Source organism: Polaromonas sp. P3_B4, assembly GCF_056402835.1.
On the sequence record NZ_JBFUGQ010000002.1, the window covers coordinates 1 to 16,711 of the forward strand.

13 protein-coding genes and 1 tRNA gene are annotated in these 16,711 nt (G+C 59.3%); all 14 read left to right on the forward strand.

Going from position 1 to position 16,711, the window contains the following annotated elements; genetic code table 11:
* On the forward strand, nucleotides 1–246 hold a 246-nt coding region (locus AC1DVV_RS16920), incomplete at its 5' end, for an EF-Tu C-terminal domain-related protein (protein ID WP_477686924.1).
* 17 nt (nucleotides 247–263) lie between these two features.
* Nucleotides 264–339 (forward strand) — tRNA-Trp (locus tag AC1DVV_RS16925).
* A gap of 132 nt (nucleotides 340–471) precedes the next feature.
* Nucleotides 472–855, forward strand: coding sequence for a preprotein translocase subunit SecE (gene secE / locus AC1DVV_RS16930; protein ID WP_457282625.1), 384 nt, complete (start codon nucleotides 472–474; stop codon nucleotides 853–855).
* A gap of 68 nt (nucleotides 856–923) precedes the next feature.
* Complete coding sequence (gene nusG / locus AC1DVV_RS16935) at nucleotides 924–1,451, forward strand: transcription termination/antitermination protein NusG (protein ID WP_228778638.1); 528 nt, start codon at nucleotides 924–926, stop codon at nucleotides 1,449–1,451.
* 140 nt (nucleotides 1,452–1,591) lie between these two features.
* Nucleotides 1,592–2,026 carry a 50S ribosomal protein L11 gene (gene rplK / locus AC1DVV_RS16940; RefSeq protein ID WP_007871338.1) on the forward strand — a complete coding sequence of 145 codons (435 nt, stop codon included), beginning with the start codon at nucleotides 1,592–1,594 and terminating at the stop codon, nucleotides 2,024–2,026.
* Nucleotides 2,023–2,718 (forward strand): 50S ribosomal protein L1, encoded by a 696-nt coding sequence (rplA, locus tag AC1DVV_RS16945; protein WP_457282626.1) that lies wholly within the window; start codon nucleotides 2,023–2,025, stop codon nucleotides 2,716–2,718. The genes rplK and rplA overlap by 4 nt, the downstream gene beginning before the upstream one ends.
* A gap of 262 nt (nucleotides 2,719–2,980) precedes the next feature.
* Nucleotides 2,981–3,511 (forward strand): 50S ribosomal protein L10, encoded by a 531-nt coding sequence (gene rplJ / locus AC1DVV_RS16950; RefSeq protein ID WP_457282627.1) that lies wholly within the window; start codon nucleotides 2,981–2,983, stop codon nucleotides 3,509–3,511.
* Nucleotides 3,512–3,540: 29 nt separating this feature from the next.
* On the forward strand, nucleotides 3,541–3,918 hold the full coding sequence (gene rplL / locus AC1DVV_RS16955; protein ID WP_431094480.1) for a 50S ribosomal protein L7/L12: 378 nt from the start codon (nucleotides 3,541–3,543) through the stop codon (nucleotides 3,916–3,918).
* Nucleotides 3,919–4,259: 341 nt separating this feature from the next.
* Complete coding sequence (rpoB, locus tag AC1DVV_RS16960; RefSeq protein ID WP_457306669.1) at nucleotides 4,260–8,372, forward strand: DNA-directed RNA polymerase subunit beta; 4,113 nt, start codon at nucleotides 4,260–4,262, stop codon at nucleotides 8,370–8,372.
* A 27-nt stretch (nucleotides 8,373–8,399) separates the two neighbouring features.
* Nucleotides 8,400–12,620 carry a DNA-directed RNA polymerase subunit beta' gene (gene rpoC, locus AC1DVV_RS16965; RefSeq protein ID WP_457282629.1) on the forward strand — a complete coding sequence of 1,407 codons (4,221 nt, stop codon included), beginning with the start codon at nucleotides 8,400–8,402 and terminating at the stop codon, nucleotides 12,618–12,620.
* Nucleotides 12,621–12,914: 294 nt separating this feature from the next.
* A complete protein-coding gene (locus AC1DVV_RS16970) occupies nucleotides 12,915–13,508 on the forward strand; it encodes a LemA family protein (protein WP_457282630.1) in 594 nt (197 codons plus the stop codon).
* A 254-nt stretch (nucleotides 13,509–13,762) separates the two neighbouring features.
* Complete coding sequence (locus tag AC1DVV_RS16975; protein WP_457282631.1) at nucleotides 13,763–14,767, forward strand: M48 family metalloprotease; 1,005 nt, start codon at nucleotides 13,763–13,765, stop codon at nucleotides 14,765–14,767.
* 164 nt (nucleotides 14,768–14,931) lie between these two features.
* Nucleotides 14,932–15,282, forward strand: a complete 351-nt coding sequence (locus AC1DVV_RS16980; protein ID WP_477666888.1) for a c-type cytochrome — start codon at nucleotides 14,932–14,934, stop codon at nucleotides 15,280–15,282.
* Between the two features lie 12 nt (nucleotides 15,283–15,294).
* The gene (locus tag AC1DVV_RS16985) at nucleotides 15,295–16,605 is read left to right on the forward strand and encodes an FCSD flavin-binding domain-containing protein (protein ID WP_477666887.1); all 1,311 of its coding nucleotides are present in this window, start codon (nucleotides 15,295–15,297) and stop codon (nucleotides 16,603–16,605) included.
* Nucleotides 16,606–16,711: the final 106 nt, after the last annotated feature.

A 16,711-nucleotide genomic window follows, 5' to 3' on the forward strand; every position in this document is an offset into this window, starting at 1 on the left:
AAGGACGAAGGCGGCCGCCACACGCCATTCTTCAACAACTATCGCCCCCAGTTCTACTTCCGCACGACGGACGTGACCGGTGCGATCGAGTTGCCAGAAGGCAAGGAAATGGTCATGCCAGGCGATAACGTGTCGATCACCGTCAAGCTGATCAACCCGATCGCCATGGAAGAAGGCCTGCGCTTTGCCATCCGCGAAGGCGGCAAGACCGTCGGCGCCGGCGTCGTTGCCAAAATCATTGCGTAATTTGTAAGGTTTGATGGAGGGGTATAGCTCAATTGGCAGAGCGTCGGTCTCCAAAACCGAAGGTTGTAGGTTCGATTCCTACTGCCCCTGCCACCCGGCTTTGATGAGTGTCGATGCTGAGGGTGGTTTGAAAAGATAAAAAGCAAGCCCGCCAGGAGTCAAAAACTCCAGGTGGGCTTAAGCGTCTGCAGAGACGCATGAAGATTGAACAGGAAATCGGCGACCATGGCCTCTTCTCAAGTTGAAACTGTCAGTACCAACGCCGACAAGGCCAGGTTGGCTGTGGCTGTCGCGCTGGTGCTGGCCTCGCTGGTGGGCTTCTATTTCTTTGCCAAGCAGGGTCAATTAGCCCAGTGGGGTGCCTTGATTGCTGGTTTGGTGGCGGCGGTTGCTGTGTTCATGACTTCGGAGTCGGGCAGGCAATTTGTGGCTTTTGGGCGCGACTCATGGCGCGAGGTCCGGAAAGTTGTCTGGCCGGCTCGTAAAGAAGCCATCCAGATGACGGCCTATGTATTCGGTTTTGTGGTGATCATGGCCTTGTTCTTGTGGCTTACGGACAAAACGCTCGAATGGGTGTTTTACGACCTGATCCTGGGATGGAAAAAATAATGAGCGATCTGAACGGCACGGTAGTCAGCGAAGTGGCGGCGGGAACGTCTCTCACGCCGACCCCAGGCATGCAGTGGTATGTCGTCCATGCCTATTCCGGCATGGAAAAAGCGGTCGAGCGCAACATCGTTGAGCGCATCAACCGCGCGGGCATGCAGTCCAAGTTTGGTCGTTTCCTGGTGCCCACTGAAGAGGTGGTTGAGATCAAGAACGGTCAGAAGAAGACGACCGAGCGCCGATTTTTTCCGGGCTATGTGCTGGTTGAAATGGTCATGGATGATGAGACCTGGCATCTGGTGAAACACACCAACAAGGTGACGGGTTTTGTCGGTGGCGCCAAGAATCGTCCGGCCCCGATCTCTGAGGAAGACGTTCAGAAGATCGTCAGCCAGATGCAGGTTGGCACCGAGAAACCGCGCCACAAGGTCGAGTTTGAAACGGGCGAATACGTCCGCGTCAAGGATGGTCCTTTCACCGACTTCAACGGTACGGTCGAAGAAGTCAATTACGACAAAAACAAGGTTCGCGTTTCAGTCACGATTTTCGGACGTGCAACGCCGGTAGAGCTGGAATTCAGCCAGATCGAAAAAACGTAATTTCGATTCGGTAAATAATTTCGCGCCTTGCAACTCGGCGCGAAACGGTCCTTGCGGATTGTTTTTGAGTTGTGTAACCCCCGGGGAGCCCGGACCTGCCTTGGCAGCGTTCAGGCGTTATGACCCGCAAGGAGAAAAGTATGGCGAAAAAAATCGTCGGCTTCATCAAGCTGCAAGTGCCAGCTGGTAAGGCCAACCCGTCCCCCCCGATCGGCCCTGCGCTCGGTCAGCGTGGCCTGAACATCATGGAATTCTGCAAGGCATTCAATGCGCAGACCCAAGGTGTTGAGCCAGGCTTGCCACTGCCTGTGGTGATCACGGCATTTGCCGACAAGAGTTTTACCTTCGTCATCAAGACGCCTCCGGCAGGCGTCCTGATCAAAAAAGCCATCAAGCTCGACAAGGGTTCGTCCACGCCGCACACGGTGAAGGTCGGCAAGATTTCCCGCGCACAGCTTGAAGAAATCGCCAAAACCAAAATGAAAGACATGACGGCTGCTGACCTCGACGCTGCAGTTCGTACGATTGCTGGCACGGCCCGCTCCATGGGCGTGTCGGTGGAGGGTGTTGTATGAGCAAACTGACCAAACGCCAAAAAACCATTGGCGACAAAATCGACAGCAACAAGCTGTACGCAATCTCCGACGCCCTTGGCCTCGTGAAGGAATTTGCTGTCGCCAAGTTCGATGAATCCATCGACGTGGCTGTGCAGCTCGGCATCGATGCCAAGAAATCCGACCAGGTCGTTCGCGGTGCTGTCGTGCTGCCAAACGGCACCGGCAAGACCAAGCGCGTGGCCGTGTTCGCCCAGGGTGCCAAGGCTGAAGAAGCCAAAGCCGCTGGCGCAGACATCGTCGGCATGGACGATCTGGCTGCCGAAATCAAGGCAGGCAAGATGGACTTCGACGTGGTGATTGCTTCCCCTGATGCCATGCGTATCGTGGGTACGCTGGGCCAAGTGCTCGGCCCCCGCGGCCTGATGCCCAACCCCAAGGTTGGCACCGTGACGCCTGACGTGGCGCAAGCCGTCAAGAATGCCAAAGCCGGCCAGGTCCAGTTCCGTGTCGACAAGGCCGGTATTGTTCACGGCACGATTGGCCGCCGCTCGTTCGACACCGCCAAGTTGCAAGGCAATCTGGCTGCACTGATCGACGCGTTGCAAAAAGCCAAGCCGGCTTCGAGCAAGGGTGTGTATTTGAAGAAAGTTGCGGTTTCGTCAACGATGGGTGTGGGCGTTCGCGTCGACACGCAAACCATCGCGGCGTAATCGCAGAAATTTGGGTGCCCCGCAAAGGGCGCCCAATGTGGTGGGCTGCCGGGGTTCGTTCCGGCAGGTCATCAAAGACCGTTGGCGTGGCAGGCTTTTTGGGCTTGCCGCTTAATCGAAAGACAGCCAACGCAGATGGCGGTCCCGCTGCAGATGGTTTTGCAAAGAATCTGAAACAGTTGGTCGCTGAACATGAGCGTGTTGAAGGTTGAAGGTGGTGAAAGCCGCTGGAAGCTGACCACACATTTTTAAGGAGTAGACCTTGAGTCTCAACCGCAGTGAGAAACAAGCCGTCATTGATGAAGTGACTGGCCTCGCCGCTAAAGCTCAAACGCTCGTGATGGCGGAATACCGTGGTATCACGGTCGCTGACATGACCCGTCTGCGCAGCCAAGCCCGCGACAAAGGCGTGAACCTGAGTGTTCTGAAGAACACCCTGGCTCGCCGTGCCGTGGCAGGCAGTGCATTCGAAGTCGTGTCCGACCAGATGACGGGCCCGCTGATCTATGGCTTTTCCACAGATGCTGTGGCTGCTGCAAAAGTAGTCGCTGACTTCGCAAAAACCAATGACAAATTGGTGATTCGCGGTGGTGCATTTGGCGGTAAATCCCTGGACGTGAACGGCGTGAAGCAACTGGCCAACATTCCTTCCAAGGAAGTGTTGCTCGCCCAGTTGTGTGGCTTGCTGATGTCGCCTATGTCGCGTACGGCCGTTGTGCTGGGCGCCCTGGCGGCCAAAAAGGGCGGCGGCGCAGCCGATGCCCCCGCAGCAGCTGAAGCTGTAGCAGCGTAATTTGTACCCAACTTTTTAGGAAATTCAAAATGGCATTCGATAAAGACGCATTTTTGACCGCGCTGGATAGCATGACGGTCCTCGAACTCAACGAACTGGTGAAATCCATCGAAGAGAAATTTGGCGTGAGCGCAGCTGCGATGGCTGCTCCCGCTGCTGGCGGTGGCGGCGGTGCTGCTGCAGCTGCTGAAGAGAAGACCGACTTCAATGTCGTGCTGCTCGAAGCTGGCGCCAACAAGGTGTCGGTCATCAAGGCCGTTCGCGAAATCACCGGTCTGGGCCTCAAAGAGGCCAAGGACCTGGTTGACGGCGCTCCGAAGAACGTCAAGGAAGGCGCTCCAAAGGCTGACGCAGAAGCTGCGAAGAAGAAGCTCGAAGAAGCTGGCGCGAAAGTCGAACTCAAGTAATTCTTGGTGTTTGAGAAGGCTGGAAGACCGTAGTCGGGCTTCCAGCCTTTCGTGTTTCAAGGAACACACCGAAAAGCAGACTTAACCGTCTGCTTTCCAGTGTTCTTCGAACCCTGACAGGCCTGCAGCCTGTTCAGTGTTTTGTAGAAACACTGGAAAAATGATTGATACCAGTCCTTTTTCCAGTGTTTTCTGACCCCGACTGCAGAAAACGCCTTGGTTCGGGTGACGTGCAATGCGTCACCGTCCGCCATGGTTGGTAGTGGCCAACCACCAAGCTGCCTGAATACGTGGTGTATTCGGGCACGAGAGTCGCCAGAGCCCATCAACGCGGAGAACTCATGGCCTATTCCTACACCGAACGTAAACGCATCCGCAAAAGCTTCGGCAACCGCGAAAGCGTGTTGACTGTTCCCTATTTGCTGCAAATGCAGAAAGACGCGTACACAGCGTTCCTGCAAGCCGACCGTGCGCCTCAAAAGCGGACCGTTGAAGGCCTGCAGGCAGCGTTTGAAAACGCCTTCCCCATCGTCTCGCACAATGGTTTTGTCGAGATGAAGTTCATCGAGTACAACCTGGCCAAACCCGCATTTGACGTGCGCGAGTGCCAGACTCGTGGCCTTACTTTCGCCTCGGCCGTACGTGCCAAGGTGCAGCTGATCATTTATGACCGCGAATCCTCCACATCGCAGTCCAAGGTGGTCAAGGAAGTCAAAGAGCAAGAGGTCTACATGGGCGAAGTGCCGCTCATGACCGACAAGGGCTCTTTTGTGATCAACGGGACCGAACGCGTGATCGTGTCCCAGTTGCACCGGTCGCCTGGCGTGTTTTTTGAACACGACAAGGGCAAGACCCACAGCTCGGGCAAGCTCCTGTTTTCGGCCCGTATCATTCCCTACCGCGGTTCGTGGCTCGACTTCGAGTTCGACCCCAAAGACATCCTGTACTTCCGGGTTGACCGTCGTCGCAAGATGCCTGTCACGATTCTGCTTAAGGCCATTGGCCTGAACCCGGAATCCATCCTGGCCAATTTCTTTGTGTTCGACAATTTCCGCCTGATGGATAGCGGTGCACAGATGGAATTCGTGGCCGAGCGCATGCGCGGTGAAGTGGCCCGTTTCGACATTACCGACAAAAACGGCAAGGTCGTGGTCGCGAAAGACAAGCGCATCACGGTTCGCCATACCCGCGAGCTGGAGCAAAGCGGCACCACGACGATCAGCGTTCCCGAAGATTTCCTGATCGGCCGTGTGGTCGCCAAGAACATCGTTGATGCTGAGACCGGTGAAATCATCGCCAAGGCCAATGATGAACTGAGCGAAGTGCTGCTGAAGAAGTTGCGCGTTGCCGGCGTGCAGGACCTGCAGGTTTTGTATACCAATGAACTCGACCAGGGTTCGTACATTTCCCAGACTTTGCGCTCCGACGAAACCGCAGACGAGTTTGCTGCGCGCGTTGCCATCTACCGCATGATGCGCCCCGGCGAGCCACCCACCGAAGATGCCGTGCAGGCCCTGTTCCAGCGCTTGTTCTACAACCCGGATACCTACGATCTGTCCAAGGTCGGCCGCATGAAGTTCAATGCCCGCGTGGGCCGTGATTCGTCCACTGGCCCCATGGTCATGACCAACGAGGACATCCTCGCTGTCGTCAAGATCCTGGTGGACCTGCGCAACGGCAACGGTGAAGTCGATGATATTGACCACCTCGGCAATCGCCGCGTGCGTTGTGTCGGCGAACTCGCTGAAAACCAGTACCGTACCGGTCTGGCACGTATCGAAAAGGCCGTGAAAGAGCGTCTCGGCCAGGCCGAGCAAGAGCCGCTGATGCCGCACGATCTCATCAACAGCAAACCGATTTCGGCTGCGCTGAAAGAGTTCTTCGGTGCATCGCAACTCTCGCAGTTCATGGACCAGACCAACCCGCTGGCCGAAATCACCCACAAGCGCCGTGTATCGGCTCTTGGCCCGGGCGGTTTGACCCGCGAACGCGCCGGTTTTGAAGTGCGCGACGTGCACGTGACCCATTACGGACGCGTCTGCCCGATTGAAACGCCTGAAGGTCCGAACATCGGTCTGATCAACTCGCTGGCCTTGTATGCCCGCCTCAACGAATACGGTTTCATTGAAACCCCGTATCGCCGTGTGGTGGACGCCAAAATCACCGACCAGATCGACTACCTGTCGGCCATCGAAGAAGGCAAATACGTCATCGCCCAGGCCAACGCGGCTCTGGACGATGCCGGCAAGCTGACCGGTGACCTCGTGTCTGCCCGGGAAAACGGTGAGTCCGTACTGGTGGGCGCAGAACGCGTCCAGTACATGGACGTGTCTCCTGCACAGATCGTCTCGGTGGCGGCTTCCCTGGTTCCGTTCCTCGAGCATGATGACGCCAACCGCGCGTTGATGGGCGCCAACATGTCCCGTCAGGCCGTGCCTGTACTGCGCCCTGAAAAGCCGCTGGTCGGCACGGGCATTGAGCGGGTTGCTGCGGTTGACTCCGGCACCGTGGTGACTGCCAATCGCGGCGGTGTGGTGGACTACGTTGATGCAACCCGTATCGTGGTGCGCGTCAACGACGCAGAAGCCCTCGCCGGCGAAGTCGGTGTGGACATCTACAACCTGATCAAGTACCAGCGTTCCAACCAGAACACCAACATCCACCAGCGTCCTATCGTCAAGATCGGCGACAAGCTGGCCAAGGGTGACGTGATTGCCGACGGTGCATCGACTGACCTGGGGGAAATCGCCATTGGCCAGAACATGCTGATCGCGTTCATGCCATGGAACGGCTACAACTTCGAGGATTCGATCCTGATCTCCGAGCGCGTAGTGGCCGAAGACCGCTACACCTCGATTCACATCGAAGAACTCGTCGTGATGGCCCGTGACACCAAGCTGGGTGCCGAAGAAATCACGCGCGACATTCCCAATCTGTCCGAGCAACAGCTGAACCGCCTAGACGAGTCCGGCATCATTTATGTCGGCGCTGAAGTCCAGCCGGGCGACACGCTGGTCGGCAAGGTCACGCCCAAGGGCGAGACCACGCTGACACCGGAAGAAAAGCTGCTGCGCGCCATCTTCGGCGAAAAAGCCAGCGATGTGAAAGACACTTCGCTGCGCGTGAGCCAAGGCTCGCAAGGCACCGTGATCGACGTGCAGGTCTTCACCCGTGAAGGCATCGTGCGTGACAAGCGCGCCCAGCAGATCATTGACGACGAACTCAAGCGCTTCCGCCTGGACCTGAACGACCAGTTGCGCATCGTCGAGGCCGACGCGTTCGACCGTATCGAAAAACTGCTGATAGGCAAGGTTGCCAACGGCGGCCCGAAGAAGCTGGCCAAGGGCACCAAGATCGACAAGGCCTATCTGGCCGATGTCGAGAAGTACCACTGGTTTGACATCCGTCCTGCCGATGACGAAGTGGCTGCGCAGCTCGAAAGCGTCAAGAACTCGATGGAGCAGACGCGCCACAGCTTCGACCTGTCTTTCGAAGAAAAGCGCAAAAAACTCACGCAGGGCGACGAGTTGCCAGCGGGCGTGCTCAAGATGGTCAAGGTTTACCTGGCCGTCAAGCGCCGCCTGCAGCCTGGCGACAAGATGGCCGGCCGTCACGGCAACAAGGGTGTCGTGTCCAAGATCGTTCCGGTCGAAGACATGCCGCACATGGCCGATGGCACACCGTGCGACATCGTGCTGAACCCGCTGGGCGTGCCTTCACGGATGAACGTGGGCCAGGTGCTTGAGGTGCATCTGGGCTGGGCCGCCAAGGGCCTGGGCCATCGCATCGGGGACATGCTGCAAGCCGAAGCCAAGGTGCAGGAAATCCGCAAGTTCATGGAAACGATCTACAACAAGTCAGGCCGCGCAGAGGACCTGGCGAAGTTGTCGGATACCGACATCATCGAGATGGCCGGCAACCTCACCACTGGCGTGCCTTTTGCCACTCCCGTGTTTGACGGTGCTTCCGAGGCCGAGATCATGGGCATGCTCCAGCTGGCGTATCCGGACGACATTGCCAAGGCCAAGGGCCTGACGGCAACGCGTACCCAGGCCCAGCTGTATGACGGCCGTACGGGTGATGCGTTCGAGCGCACGACCACGGTGGGCTACATGCACTTCCTGAAACTTCACCACCTGGTGGACGACAAGATGCATGCACGGTCGACCGGTCCTTACTCGCTCGTCACCCAGCAGCCGCTGGGCGGCAAGGCGCAGTTCGGCGGACAGCGTTTCGGCGAGATGGAGGTCTGGGCGCTGGAAGCGTACGGCGCCGCCTACACGCTGCAGGAAATGCTCACCGTCAAGTCGGACGACGTGCAGGGCCGTACCAAGGTCTACGAAAGTATCGTCAAGGGCGAGCACGCGATCACGGCCGGCATGCCCGAGTCGTTCAACGTGCTGGTCAAGGAAATCCGCTCGCTCGGTATCGACATCGAACTCGAACGCAGCTAATCAACAGGAAAGAAAAGGATTTAACTCATGAAATCATTACTCGACCTGTTCAAGCAATTCACGCCGGATGAGCATTTTGATGCCATCAAGATCGGCATGGCTTCGCCCGAGAAGATCCGTTCGTGGTCTTTCGGCGAAGTGAAGAAGCCTGAAACCATCAACTACCGTACCTTCAAGCCAGAGCGCGACGGTCTTTTTTGCGCCAAGATCTTTGGCCCCATCAAGGACTACGAATGCCTGTGCGGCAAGTACAAGCGCCTGAAACACCGCGGTGTCATCTGCGAAAAGTGCGGCGTTGAAGTCACACAAACCAAGGTTCGCCGCGAGCGCATGGGTCACATCGATCTGGCCGCACCGTGCGCGCACATCTGGTTCCTGAAGTCGCTGCCGTCGCGCCTGGGCCTGGTGCTCGACATGACGCTGCGCGACATCGAACGCGTGCTGTACTTTGAAGCATATGTAGTCACCGACCCCGGCATGACCCCGCTGAAGAAATTCAGCATCATGTCGGAAGACGACTATGACGCCAAGCGCAAGGAATACGGTGATGAATACACCGCCAAGATGGGCGCGGAAGGCATCAAGGACCTGCTCGAAGGGCTGGATCTCGACGTTGAAATCGAGAAGCTGCGCAACGACCTGACCGGTTCCGAAATCAAGATCAAGAAGAACGCCAAGCGCTTGAAATTGATGGAAGCGTTCAAGAAGTCCGGCATCAAACCGGGCTGGATGGTGCTCGACGTGCTGCCTGTGCTGCCGCCGGACCTGCGTCCGCTGGTGCCACTGGACGGCGGCCGTTTTGCGACCTCCGACCTGAACGACCTGTATCGCCGCGTGATCAACCGCAACAGCCGTCTGCGCCGTTTGCTGGAGCTGAAGGCGCCTGAAATCATTGCCCGCAATGAAAAGCGCATGCTGCAGGAAGCTGTGGACTCGTTGCTCGACAACGGACGCCGCGGTAAGGCCATGACGGGCGCCAACAAGCGCGCACTGAAGTCTCTGGCCGACATGATCAAGGGCAAGTCAGGCCGTTTCCGCCAGAATTTGCTGGGCAAACGCGTCGACTACTCCGGCCGTTCCGTGATCACCGTGGGCCCAACACTCAAGCTGCACCAGTGCGGCTTGCCCAAGCTCATGGCGCTGGAACTGTTCAAGCCCTTCATCTTTGCGCAGCTTGAGTCGCGCGGCATCGCCACGACGATCAAGGCAGCCAAGAAGGAAGTCGAATCCGGCACGCCAGTGGTGTGGGACATCCTGGAAGAGGTGATCAAAGAGCACCCTGTGATGCTGAACCGTGCGCCTACGCTGCACCGTTTGGGCATTCAGGCCTTTGAACCCATCCTGATCGAGGGCAAAGCCATCCAGCTGCATCCGCTCGTCTGTTCGGCCTTCAATGCCGACTTCGACGGTGACCAAATGGCTGTCCACGTACCACTGTCGGTAGAAGCACAGATGGAAGCCCGCACCCTGATGCTGGCTTCGAACAACATCCTGTTCCCTGCCAACGGCGAACCGTCCATCGTTCCTTCGCAGGACGTTGTGCTGGGCCTGTACTACACGACCCGCGACCGTACCAACGGCAAGGGCGAAGGCCTGGTGTTCTCCGACACCGGCGAAGTGCGCCGGGCATTTGACGCGGGTGAGCTTGACCTGAACGCCCGCATCAGCGTGCGCCTGACCGAGTACACCAAAGACAAGGCCACCGGCGAATTTGTGCCGTCGACCAAGCTGTGGGAAACCACGGGCGGCCGTGCACTGCTGTCCGAGATCCTGCCCAAAGGTTTGCCTTTCTCCAACATCAACAAGGCGTTGAAGAAAAAGGAAATCTCCAAGCTGATCAACGTGTCTTTCCGCAAGTGCGGATTGAAAGAGACCGTGGTGTTTGCCGACAAGCTGCTGCAGTCGGGCTTCCGCCTGGCGACAAAAGCCGGCATCTCGATCTGCATCGACGACATGCTGATCCCCAAGGAAAAGCCCGCCATCATTGCGCGCGCACAAAAGGAAGTCAAAGAAATCGAGCAGCAGTATGTCTCGGGTCTCGTGACGTCCGGCGAGCGCTACAACAAGGTGGTCGACATCTGGGGCAAGTCCGGCGACGAAGTGTCCAAGGTGATGATGGCCCAGCTTTCGAAAGAAAAAGTACTGGACCGCAACGGCAAGGAAGTCGAGCAGGAGTCCTTCAACTCCATCTACATGATGGCCGACTCCGGCGCCCGCGGTTCCGCTGCGCAGATTCGCCAGGTCGCCGGTATGCGCGGTTTGATGGCCAAGCCAGACGGCTCCATCATCGAAACGCCGATTACCGCCAACTTCCGTGAAGGCCTGAACGTGCTGGAGTACTTCATCTCCACCCACGGTGCCCGTAAGGGTCTGGCCGATACGGCGCTGAAAACGGCCAACTCCGGCTACCTGACGCGCCGCCTTTGCGACGTGGTTCAGGATCTGGTGGTCACCGAAGAAGATTGCGGCACGCAAGAGGGTTCCCTCATGCGCGCCATCGTCGAAGGTGGTGAAGTCATCGAATCGTTGCGCGACCGTATCCTCGGCCGCACAGCGGTCGAAGACATCCTGCACCCGGAAAACCGCTCGGTGCTGGCCAAGGCCGGGGTCATGCTGGACGAAGACCTGATCGAAGAGCTCGAAGCAGCCGGCGTGGACGAAGTGAAAGTGCGCACGGCACTGACCTGCGAAACCCGTTTCGGTCTGTGCGCCAAGTGCTATGGCCGAGATCTGGGTCGCGGCGGCCTCATCAACATCGGCGAAGCCGTCGGTATCATCGCCGCGCAGTCGATCGGTGAGCCCGGCACGCAGCTGACGATGCGGACCTTCCACATCGGCGGCGCCGCATCGCGCGCAGCGATTGCCTCCAGCGTCGAAGCCAAGTCCAACGGCGTGATCGGTTTCAATGCGCCGATGCGCTATGTGACCAACAGCAAGGGCGAGCTGGTCGTGATCGCCCGTTCCGGCGAGATCATCATCCATGATGAACACGGCCGTGAGCGTGAGCGCCACAAGGTGCCGTACGGTGCCACGTTGACCGTCAAGGCCGACCAGACCATCAAGGCCGGCGCCATTCTGGCCAACTGGGATCCGCTGACGCGCCCCATCATTACCGAGTTCGCCGGCAAGGTGGCCTTCGAGAATGTGGAAGAAGGCGTGACGGTTGCCAAGCAGGTTGACGATGTGACGGGTCTGTCCACCCTGGTGGTGATCGATCCGAAACGCCGCGGCGCCACGAAAGTGATCCGTCCGCAGGTCAAGCTGATTGACGCCTCCGGCCATGAAGTCAAGATCCCCGGCACCGATCACTCGGTGACGATTGGCTTCCAGGTGGGTGCGCTGGTCCAGGTGCGTGACGGCCAGGACGTGGGCCCCGGCGAAGTGCTGGCCCGCATCCCGATCGAAGGCCAGAAGACCCGCGACATTACCGGCGGTCTGCCGCGTGTTGCCGAGCTCTTCGAAGCCCGTACGCCGAAAGACAAGGGCACGTTGGCTGAAATGACCGGTACTGTGTCCTTCGGTAAAGAAACCAAAGGCAAGGTCCGCTTGCAGATCACTGATCCTGAAGGCAAGGTCTGGGAAGACCTGGTTCCGAAGGAAAAGAACATCCTGGTGCACGAAGGCCAGGTGGTCAACAAGGGCGAGTCGATTGTGGACGGCCCGGCCGACCCGCAAGACATCCTGCGCCTGCTGGGTATGGAAGAGCTGGCACGCTACATCGTCGACGAAGTGCAGGACGTTTACCGTCTGCAGGGCGTGAAGATCAACGACAAGCACATTGAAGTGATTGTTCGCCAGATGCTGCGCCGCGTGGTCGTTGAAAACGTGGGTGACTCCAGCTACATCGCTGGTGAACAGGTCGAGCGTTCTGCCATGCTGGATGCCAACGACGCCCTGCGCGCTGACGGCAAGATTCCGGCAACGTTCAGCAACTTGTTGCTCGGTATCACCAAGGCTTCGCTGTCGACCGATTCGTTCATTTCTGCGGCTTCCTTCCAGGAAACCACCCGCGTGCTCACCGAGGCTGCCATCATGGGCAAGCGCGACGAGTTGCGTGGCCTGAAAGAAAACGTGATCGTCGGCCGCCTGATTCCCGCCGGTACCGGCATGGCCTACCACGAGGCACGCAAAGCCAAGGACCAGATGGACGACGCAGAGCGCCGCGCCATCGCTGAAGCCGAAGCGGCCGAGCTCGAAGCCATGCCCGCCGCAGCCGAAGCGGGTGGCGACAGCGCGGCTTCCGAGTAAGCCAGACTGACTCCCGCGCCGTAAAAGGCGCCAGGCCCCACATCCCGCAAGGGTGTGGGGCTTTTTTTATGGCAGGACGTCCGTCGCGTGGCAATCATGCAGGCGGGGATCTAAGCGAAATTGGGGTTTTGCGCATATCGGACGTGCGCAATCAGCTATAAAAATCATAGCGTTTGGTGGCAATCAAAAACAGCCTGCAAGCTTGCCGATTGAGCCCAAAAACAGTTAACCTCGCGGCAGTCGCCCGCCGAGCTGTCGGGTGAGTGTCAGCTCATGTCGCACCAAGGAATATCCATGCCTCTTAGCACGCTTGTTTTCGTCATTGTGTTTGCCTTGCTGGTTTTCTGGGCCGTAGGCGCCTACAACCGGCTGGTTCGGCTGAAAAACATCATTGCCAACGCTTTCGCCCAGATCGATGTGCAGCTCAAGCGCCGCTACGACCTGATTCCCAATCTGGTCGAAGCCGCCAAAAAATACCTGCAGCATGAGCAAAGCACGCTTGAGGCGGTGATGCTTGCGCGCAACCAGGCGCGCACGGCCAGCGATGCGGTGCGCAGCCGCCCGGCCAATGCTGGCGCCGTTGTGGCGCTGGCCGCCGCCGAGCAGTCGCTGGACGGCAGCCTGGGGCGGCTTTTTGCCGTAGCCGAGGCCTACCCCGAACTCAAGGCCGACCAGACCATTCGTGAACTCAGCGAAGAGCTCACCAGCACCGAAAACAAGGTCGGTTTTGCCAGGCAGGCTTATAACGATGCCGTGCTGGACTACAACAATGCGCAGGGGCAGTTTCCCGCGCTGCTGATTGCCCGCACGTTCGGTTTTGCGCCCTCAGCCATGCTGCGCGCAACCGAAACACCGGCCGAGCGTCAGGCTGTGCGTGTCCAGTTCTGAAAACGTGGCCCCCACGCTTGTCACTTCGTGTATCACGCGAGGCCTTGCAGGCCGCGGCTCGCGAGACGCTTCGCCTCTGTCGCCTGTCCAAAGCTGCTCAAGCAGCTTTGGAGCCGCAGGCTCCAGCCCCTCGGGGGTCGCTACGCCTGCGGCCCGGCAAAGCCGGTTCCGCGGCCCTGGCTGGTTTGGATCCTCTGTAAGCTGCCTGCGTGCTCCTCGGGTATTGAAGGGTGAGATGACCCGAGGGGCTGTGAATGCGCTTTTTTGAGCGCCAGGAGACAGCGCGCGGGCAGACCACGCGGCTGCTGGTGCTGTTCGGCTTGACAGTGCTTGCACTGGTTGTGGCGGTCAATGCCGCGCTGGCGCTCACCTGGCGCCTGGTGGCCCCCGGCTTCAGTGGCTACCCCGGCTACTTCTTTGCGGTCAACACGGGCATGACCCTGCTGTTCGTGTTTGGCGGCTGGTGGCTGGAAACCTCTGCGCTGAAGGGCGGCGGTGAGAAGCTGGCGCGCCGTGCGGGTGCCCGGGAAGCCTGGCCAGCCAGCCGGGAGGCCGAACAAAAGCTGTGCAACATCGTGAGTGAGCTTGCCATTGCCGCCAGCATGCGGCCGCCCCAGGCCATGGTGCTCGACCGGGAAGAGGGCATCAATGCGTTTGCCACCGGCTGGAATGAGGACGACTCGGTGGTGGCGGTAACGCGCGGTGCACTGGAGTATCTGACACGCGACGAGCTGCAGGGCTTGGTGGCACATGAATTCAGCCATATACGCGAAGGCGATACGCGTCTGAACATGCGGCTGGCCGGTATGGTGTTCGGGCTTGAGATGGTCTTCAACCTCGGACGCAGCATGTGCGCGCAGAACGACAGCGGCGGGCGTTCTTTCCTTGCCTTGCCCGGCTTTGCCATCATGACCACAGGCTCGCTCGGATGGCTTGCGGGGCGTGCACTGAAGGCGGCGGTGTCGCGCCAGCGCGAGTTCCTGGCAGATGCGCGAGCCGTGCAGTTCACGCGCAGCAAGGATGGCCTGGGTGGCGTGCTGCGCAAGGTGGCGGGCCAGCAGGCGCAGGGGCTGATGCCGCGCAGCGTGCACCCGGCCGTGCAGCACATGCTGCTGGTGGGCCTTCGTGCAGATACCCACTGGTTCGCCAGCCATCCTCCATTGGCCGAGCGCATTCGCCGCATCTATGGCCGGTCAATGGAGGCGCTACCCACGCAGCGCGATGATGAAATGCCGACGCGGCCGGACGCCATTTTCTAGATTCGCCATGGCAGCAATAACTTTCCAATAAGCACATCGCCATTGGGTTGAACGGCAGGGCTCCAACTGCTGCCGAAGTACTGGATACTCCCTATAGGGTGCAGGGAGCGCGACGTTAAATTGTCAGTTGAAAAGACGGCTGCCCCAAAACGACAGGAGAACCTATGAGAACGTTACGTCTTCCAATATTCAGGAGCTTCAAGCGCCTTGCGCTGCCCTTGCTCTGCCTTGCGCTCAGCCCCATGGCGCAGGCGCAAAACGCCGGCACCAAAGAAGCGCTCTACGCCAGGGGTCTGGCGGCAACCTGCGCCAACTGTCACGGTACCAATGGCAAAGTGGTTCAGGGTTCCGCGGTCACTTCGCTTGCAGGCCTCGACAAGGGTTACATCGTTGCGCAGATGAACGCCTTCAAGGCCGGTACGCGGCCCGCCACGGTGATGCACCAGATCAGCAAGGGCTTCAACGACGCGCAGATCGAGTCGCTGGCCAGCTACTTTGCTGCACAGAAGAAGTAAGGAACAGACACCATGAATACGTCTCCTCACACTGTTTCGCTGGCGGGCTTCAAGCGCCGCTCTTTCCTGCAGTCAAGCGCTGCCCTGGGCCTGCTGGGCCTGGCCGGTTGCGCCAGCACCTCGATTCCTTCCAAGGCCAAAGTGGTTGTTATAGGCGGCGGCTACGGCGGCGCCACAGCTGCCAAATATGTGCGCCTGCTCTCGGACAACAAGATCGACGTGGTGCTGATCGAGCCGCAGGACGCGTTTATCTCCTGCCCTATCTCCAACCTCGTGCTCAGCGGCGGCAAGCAGATCGGCGACCTTACGACGTCGTATGCGGGCCTGTCGCGCAACCACGGCGTCACCGTGGTGAAGGACTACGCCAGCGCCATCGATACCGCGAAGAAAACGGTTACGCTGGCAGGCGGCGCCACCATCGCCTATGACAAGCTGGTGGTCTCGCCTGGTGTCGAACTGATGTTCGGCAGCATCGAGGGCCTGAAAGACGCCAATGCCTCCGGCCAGGTCCTGCAGGCCTGGAAGGCCGGCGCGGAAACCGTGGCGCTGCGCCGGCAGCTTGAAGCCATGCCCGACGGCGGCGTTTACGCGATCACCATTCCCGAAGCGCCATACCGTTGCCCACCCGGCCCGTACGAACGCGCCAGCGTCATTGCCGGCTACTTCAAGGCCGCCAAACCGCGCAGCAAGGTGCTCATCCTTGATGCCAATCCGGACGTGACATCCAAAGGGCCGCTCTTCAAGAAAGTGTGGGCCGAGCAGTACAAGGGCATCGTCGAATACCGGGGCCAGCACAAGGCCACGTCGGTCGATGCGAAGGCCGGCCTTATCAAATTTGATGTGCAGGACGACGTGAAAGCCAACGTGCTCAATGTGCTGCCCGCCATGCGTGCCGGCACGATTGCCGTGCAGGCAGGCCTCAACAACCAGGCCAACAACCGCTGGTGCGGCGTTAATTACCTGACGTTTGAATCCACTGCCGCAAAGGACGTGCATGTTCTCGGCGACTCCATTCAGGTCGCGCCGGCCATGCCCAAGAGCGGCCACATGGCCAACAACCATGGCAAAGTGGCGGCCGCCGCCATCGTGGCCCAGCTCTCGGGCTGGGAGGTCAACCCCGCGCCCATGCTCACCAATACCTGCTACAGCTTTGTCGACAACAAGAATGTGATCCATGTGGCCAGCGTGCATGAGTATGTGGTGGCAGAGAAAACTTTCAAGGCGGTAGCCGGCTCCGGCGGCGTCAGTGCCGGGCCTACCGAGCTTGAGGGCGTCTACGCGCTGAACTGGGCGAGCAATATCTGGGCAGACAGTCTCAGTTAGCCCCCACGGTCGTTCGCTTCGCGTAACTCCCTGCCCCCCGAGGGGGCCGCTGCGCCTGCGGTCCGGCAAAGCCGGTCCCGCGGCCCCTGCTTGCAATTCGGGGTGG

Excerpts from the sequence above, each read along its gene's own strand:
- rplA (WP_457282626.1), top strand. The coding sequence starts at position 2,023 with ATGAGCAAACTGACCAAACGCCAAAAAACCATTGGCGACAAAATCGAC.
- nusG (WP_228778638.1), top strand. The coding sequence starts at position 924 with ATGCAGTGGTATGTCGTCCATGCCTATTCCGGCATGGAAAAAGCGGTC.
- rplL (WP_431094480.1), top strand. The coding sequence starts at position 3,541 with ATGGCATTCGATAAAGACGCATTTTTGACCGCGCTGGATAGCATGACG.
- AC1DVV_RS16980 (WP_477666888.1), top strand. The coding sequence starts at position 14,932 with ATGAGAACGTTACGTCTTCCAATATTCAGGAGCTTCAAGCGCCTTGCG.
- rpoC (WP_457282629.1), top strand. The coding sequence starts at position 8,400 with ATGAAATCATTACTCGACCTGTTCAAGCAATTCACGCCGGATGAGCAT.
- rplK (WP_007871338.1), top strand. The coding sequence starts at position 1,592 with ATGGCGAAAAAAATCGTCGGCTTCATCAAGCTGCAAGTGCCAGCTGGT.
- AC1DVV_RS16970 (WP_457282630.1), top strand. The coding sequence starts at position 12,915 with ATGCCTCTTAGCACGCTTGTTTTCGTCATTGTGTTTGCCTTGCTGGTT.
- AC1DVV_RS16975 (WP_457282631.1), top strand. The coding sequence starts at position 13,763 with ATGCGCTTTTTTGAGCGCCAGGAGACAGCGCGCGGGCAGACCACGCGG.
- rpoB (WP_457306669.1), top strand. The coding sequence starts at position 4,260 with ATGGCCTATTCCTACACCGAACGTAAACGCATCCGCAAAAGCTTCGGC.
- secE (WP_457282625.1), top strand. The coding sequence starts at position 472 with ATGGCCTCTTCTCAAGTTGAAACTGTCAGTACCAACGCCGACAAGGCC.
- AC1DVV_RS16985 (WP_477666887.1), top strand. The coding sequence starts at position 15,295 with ATGAATACGTCTCCTCACACTGTTTCGCTGGCGGGCTTCAAGCGCCGC.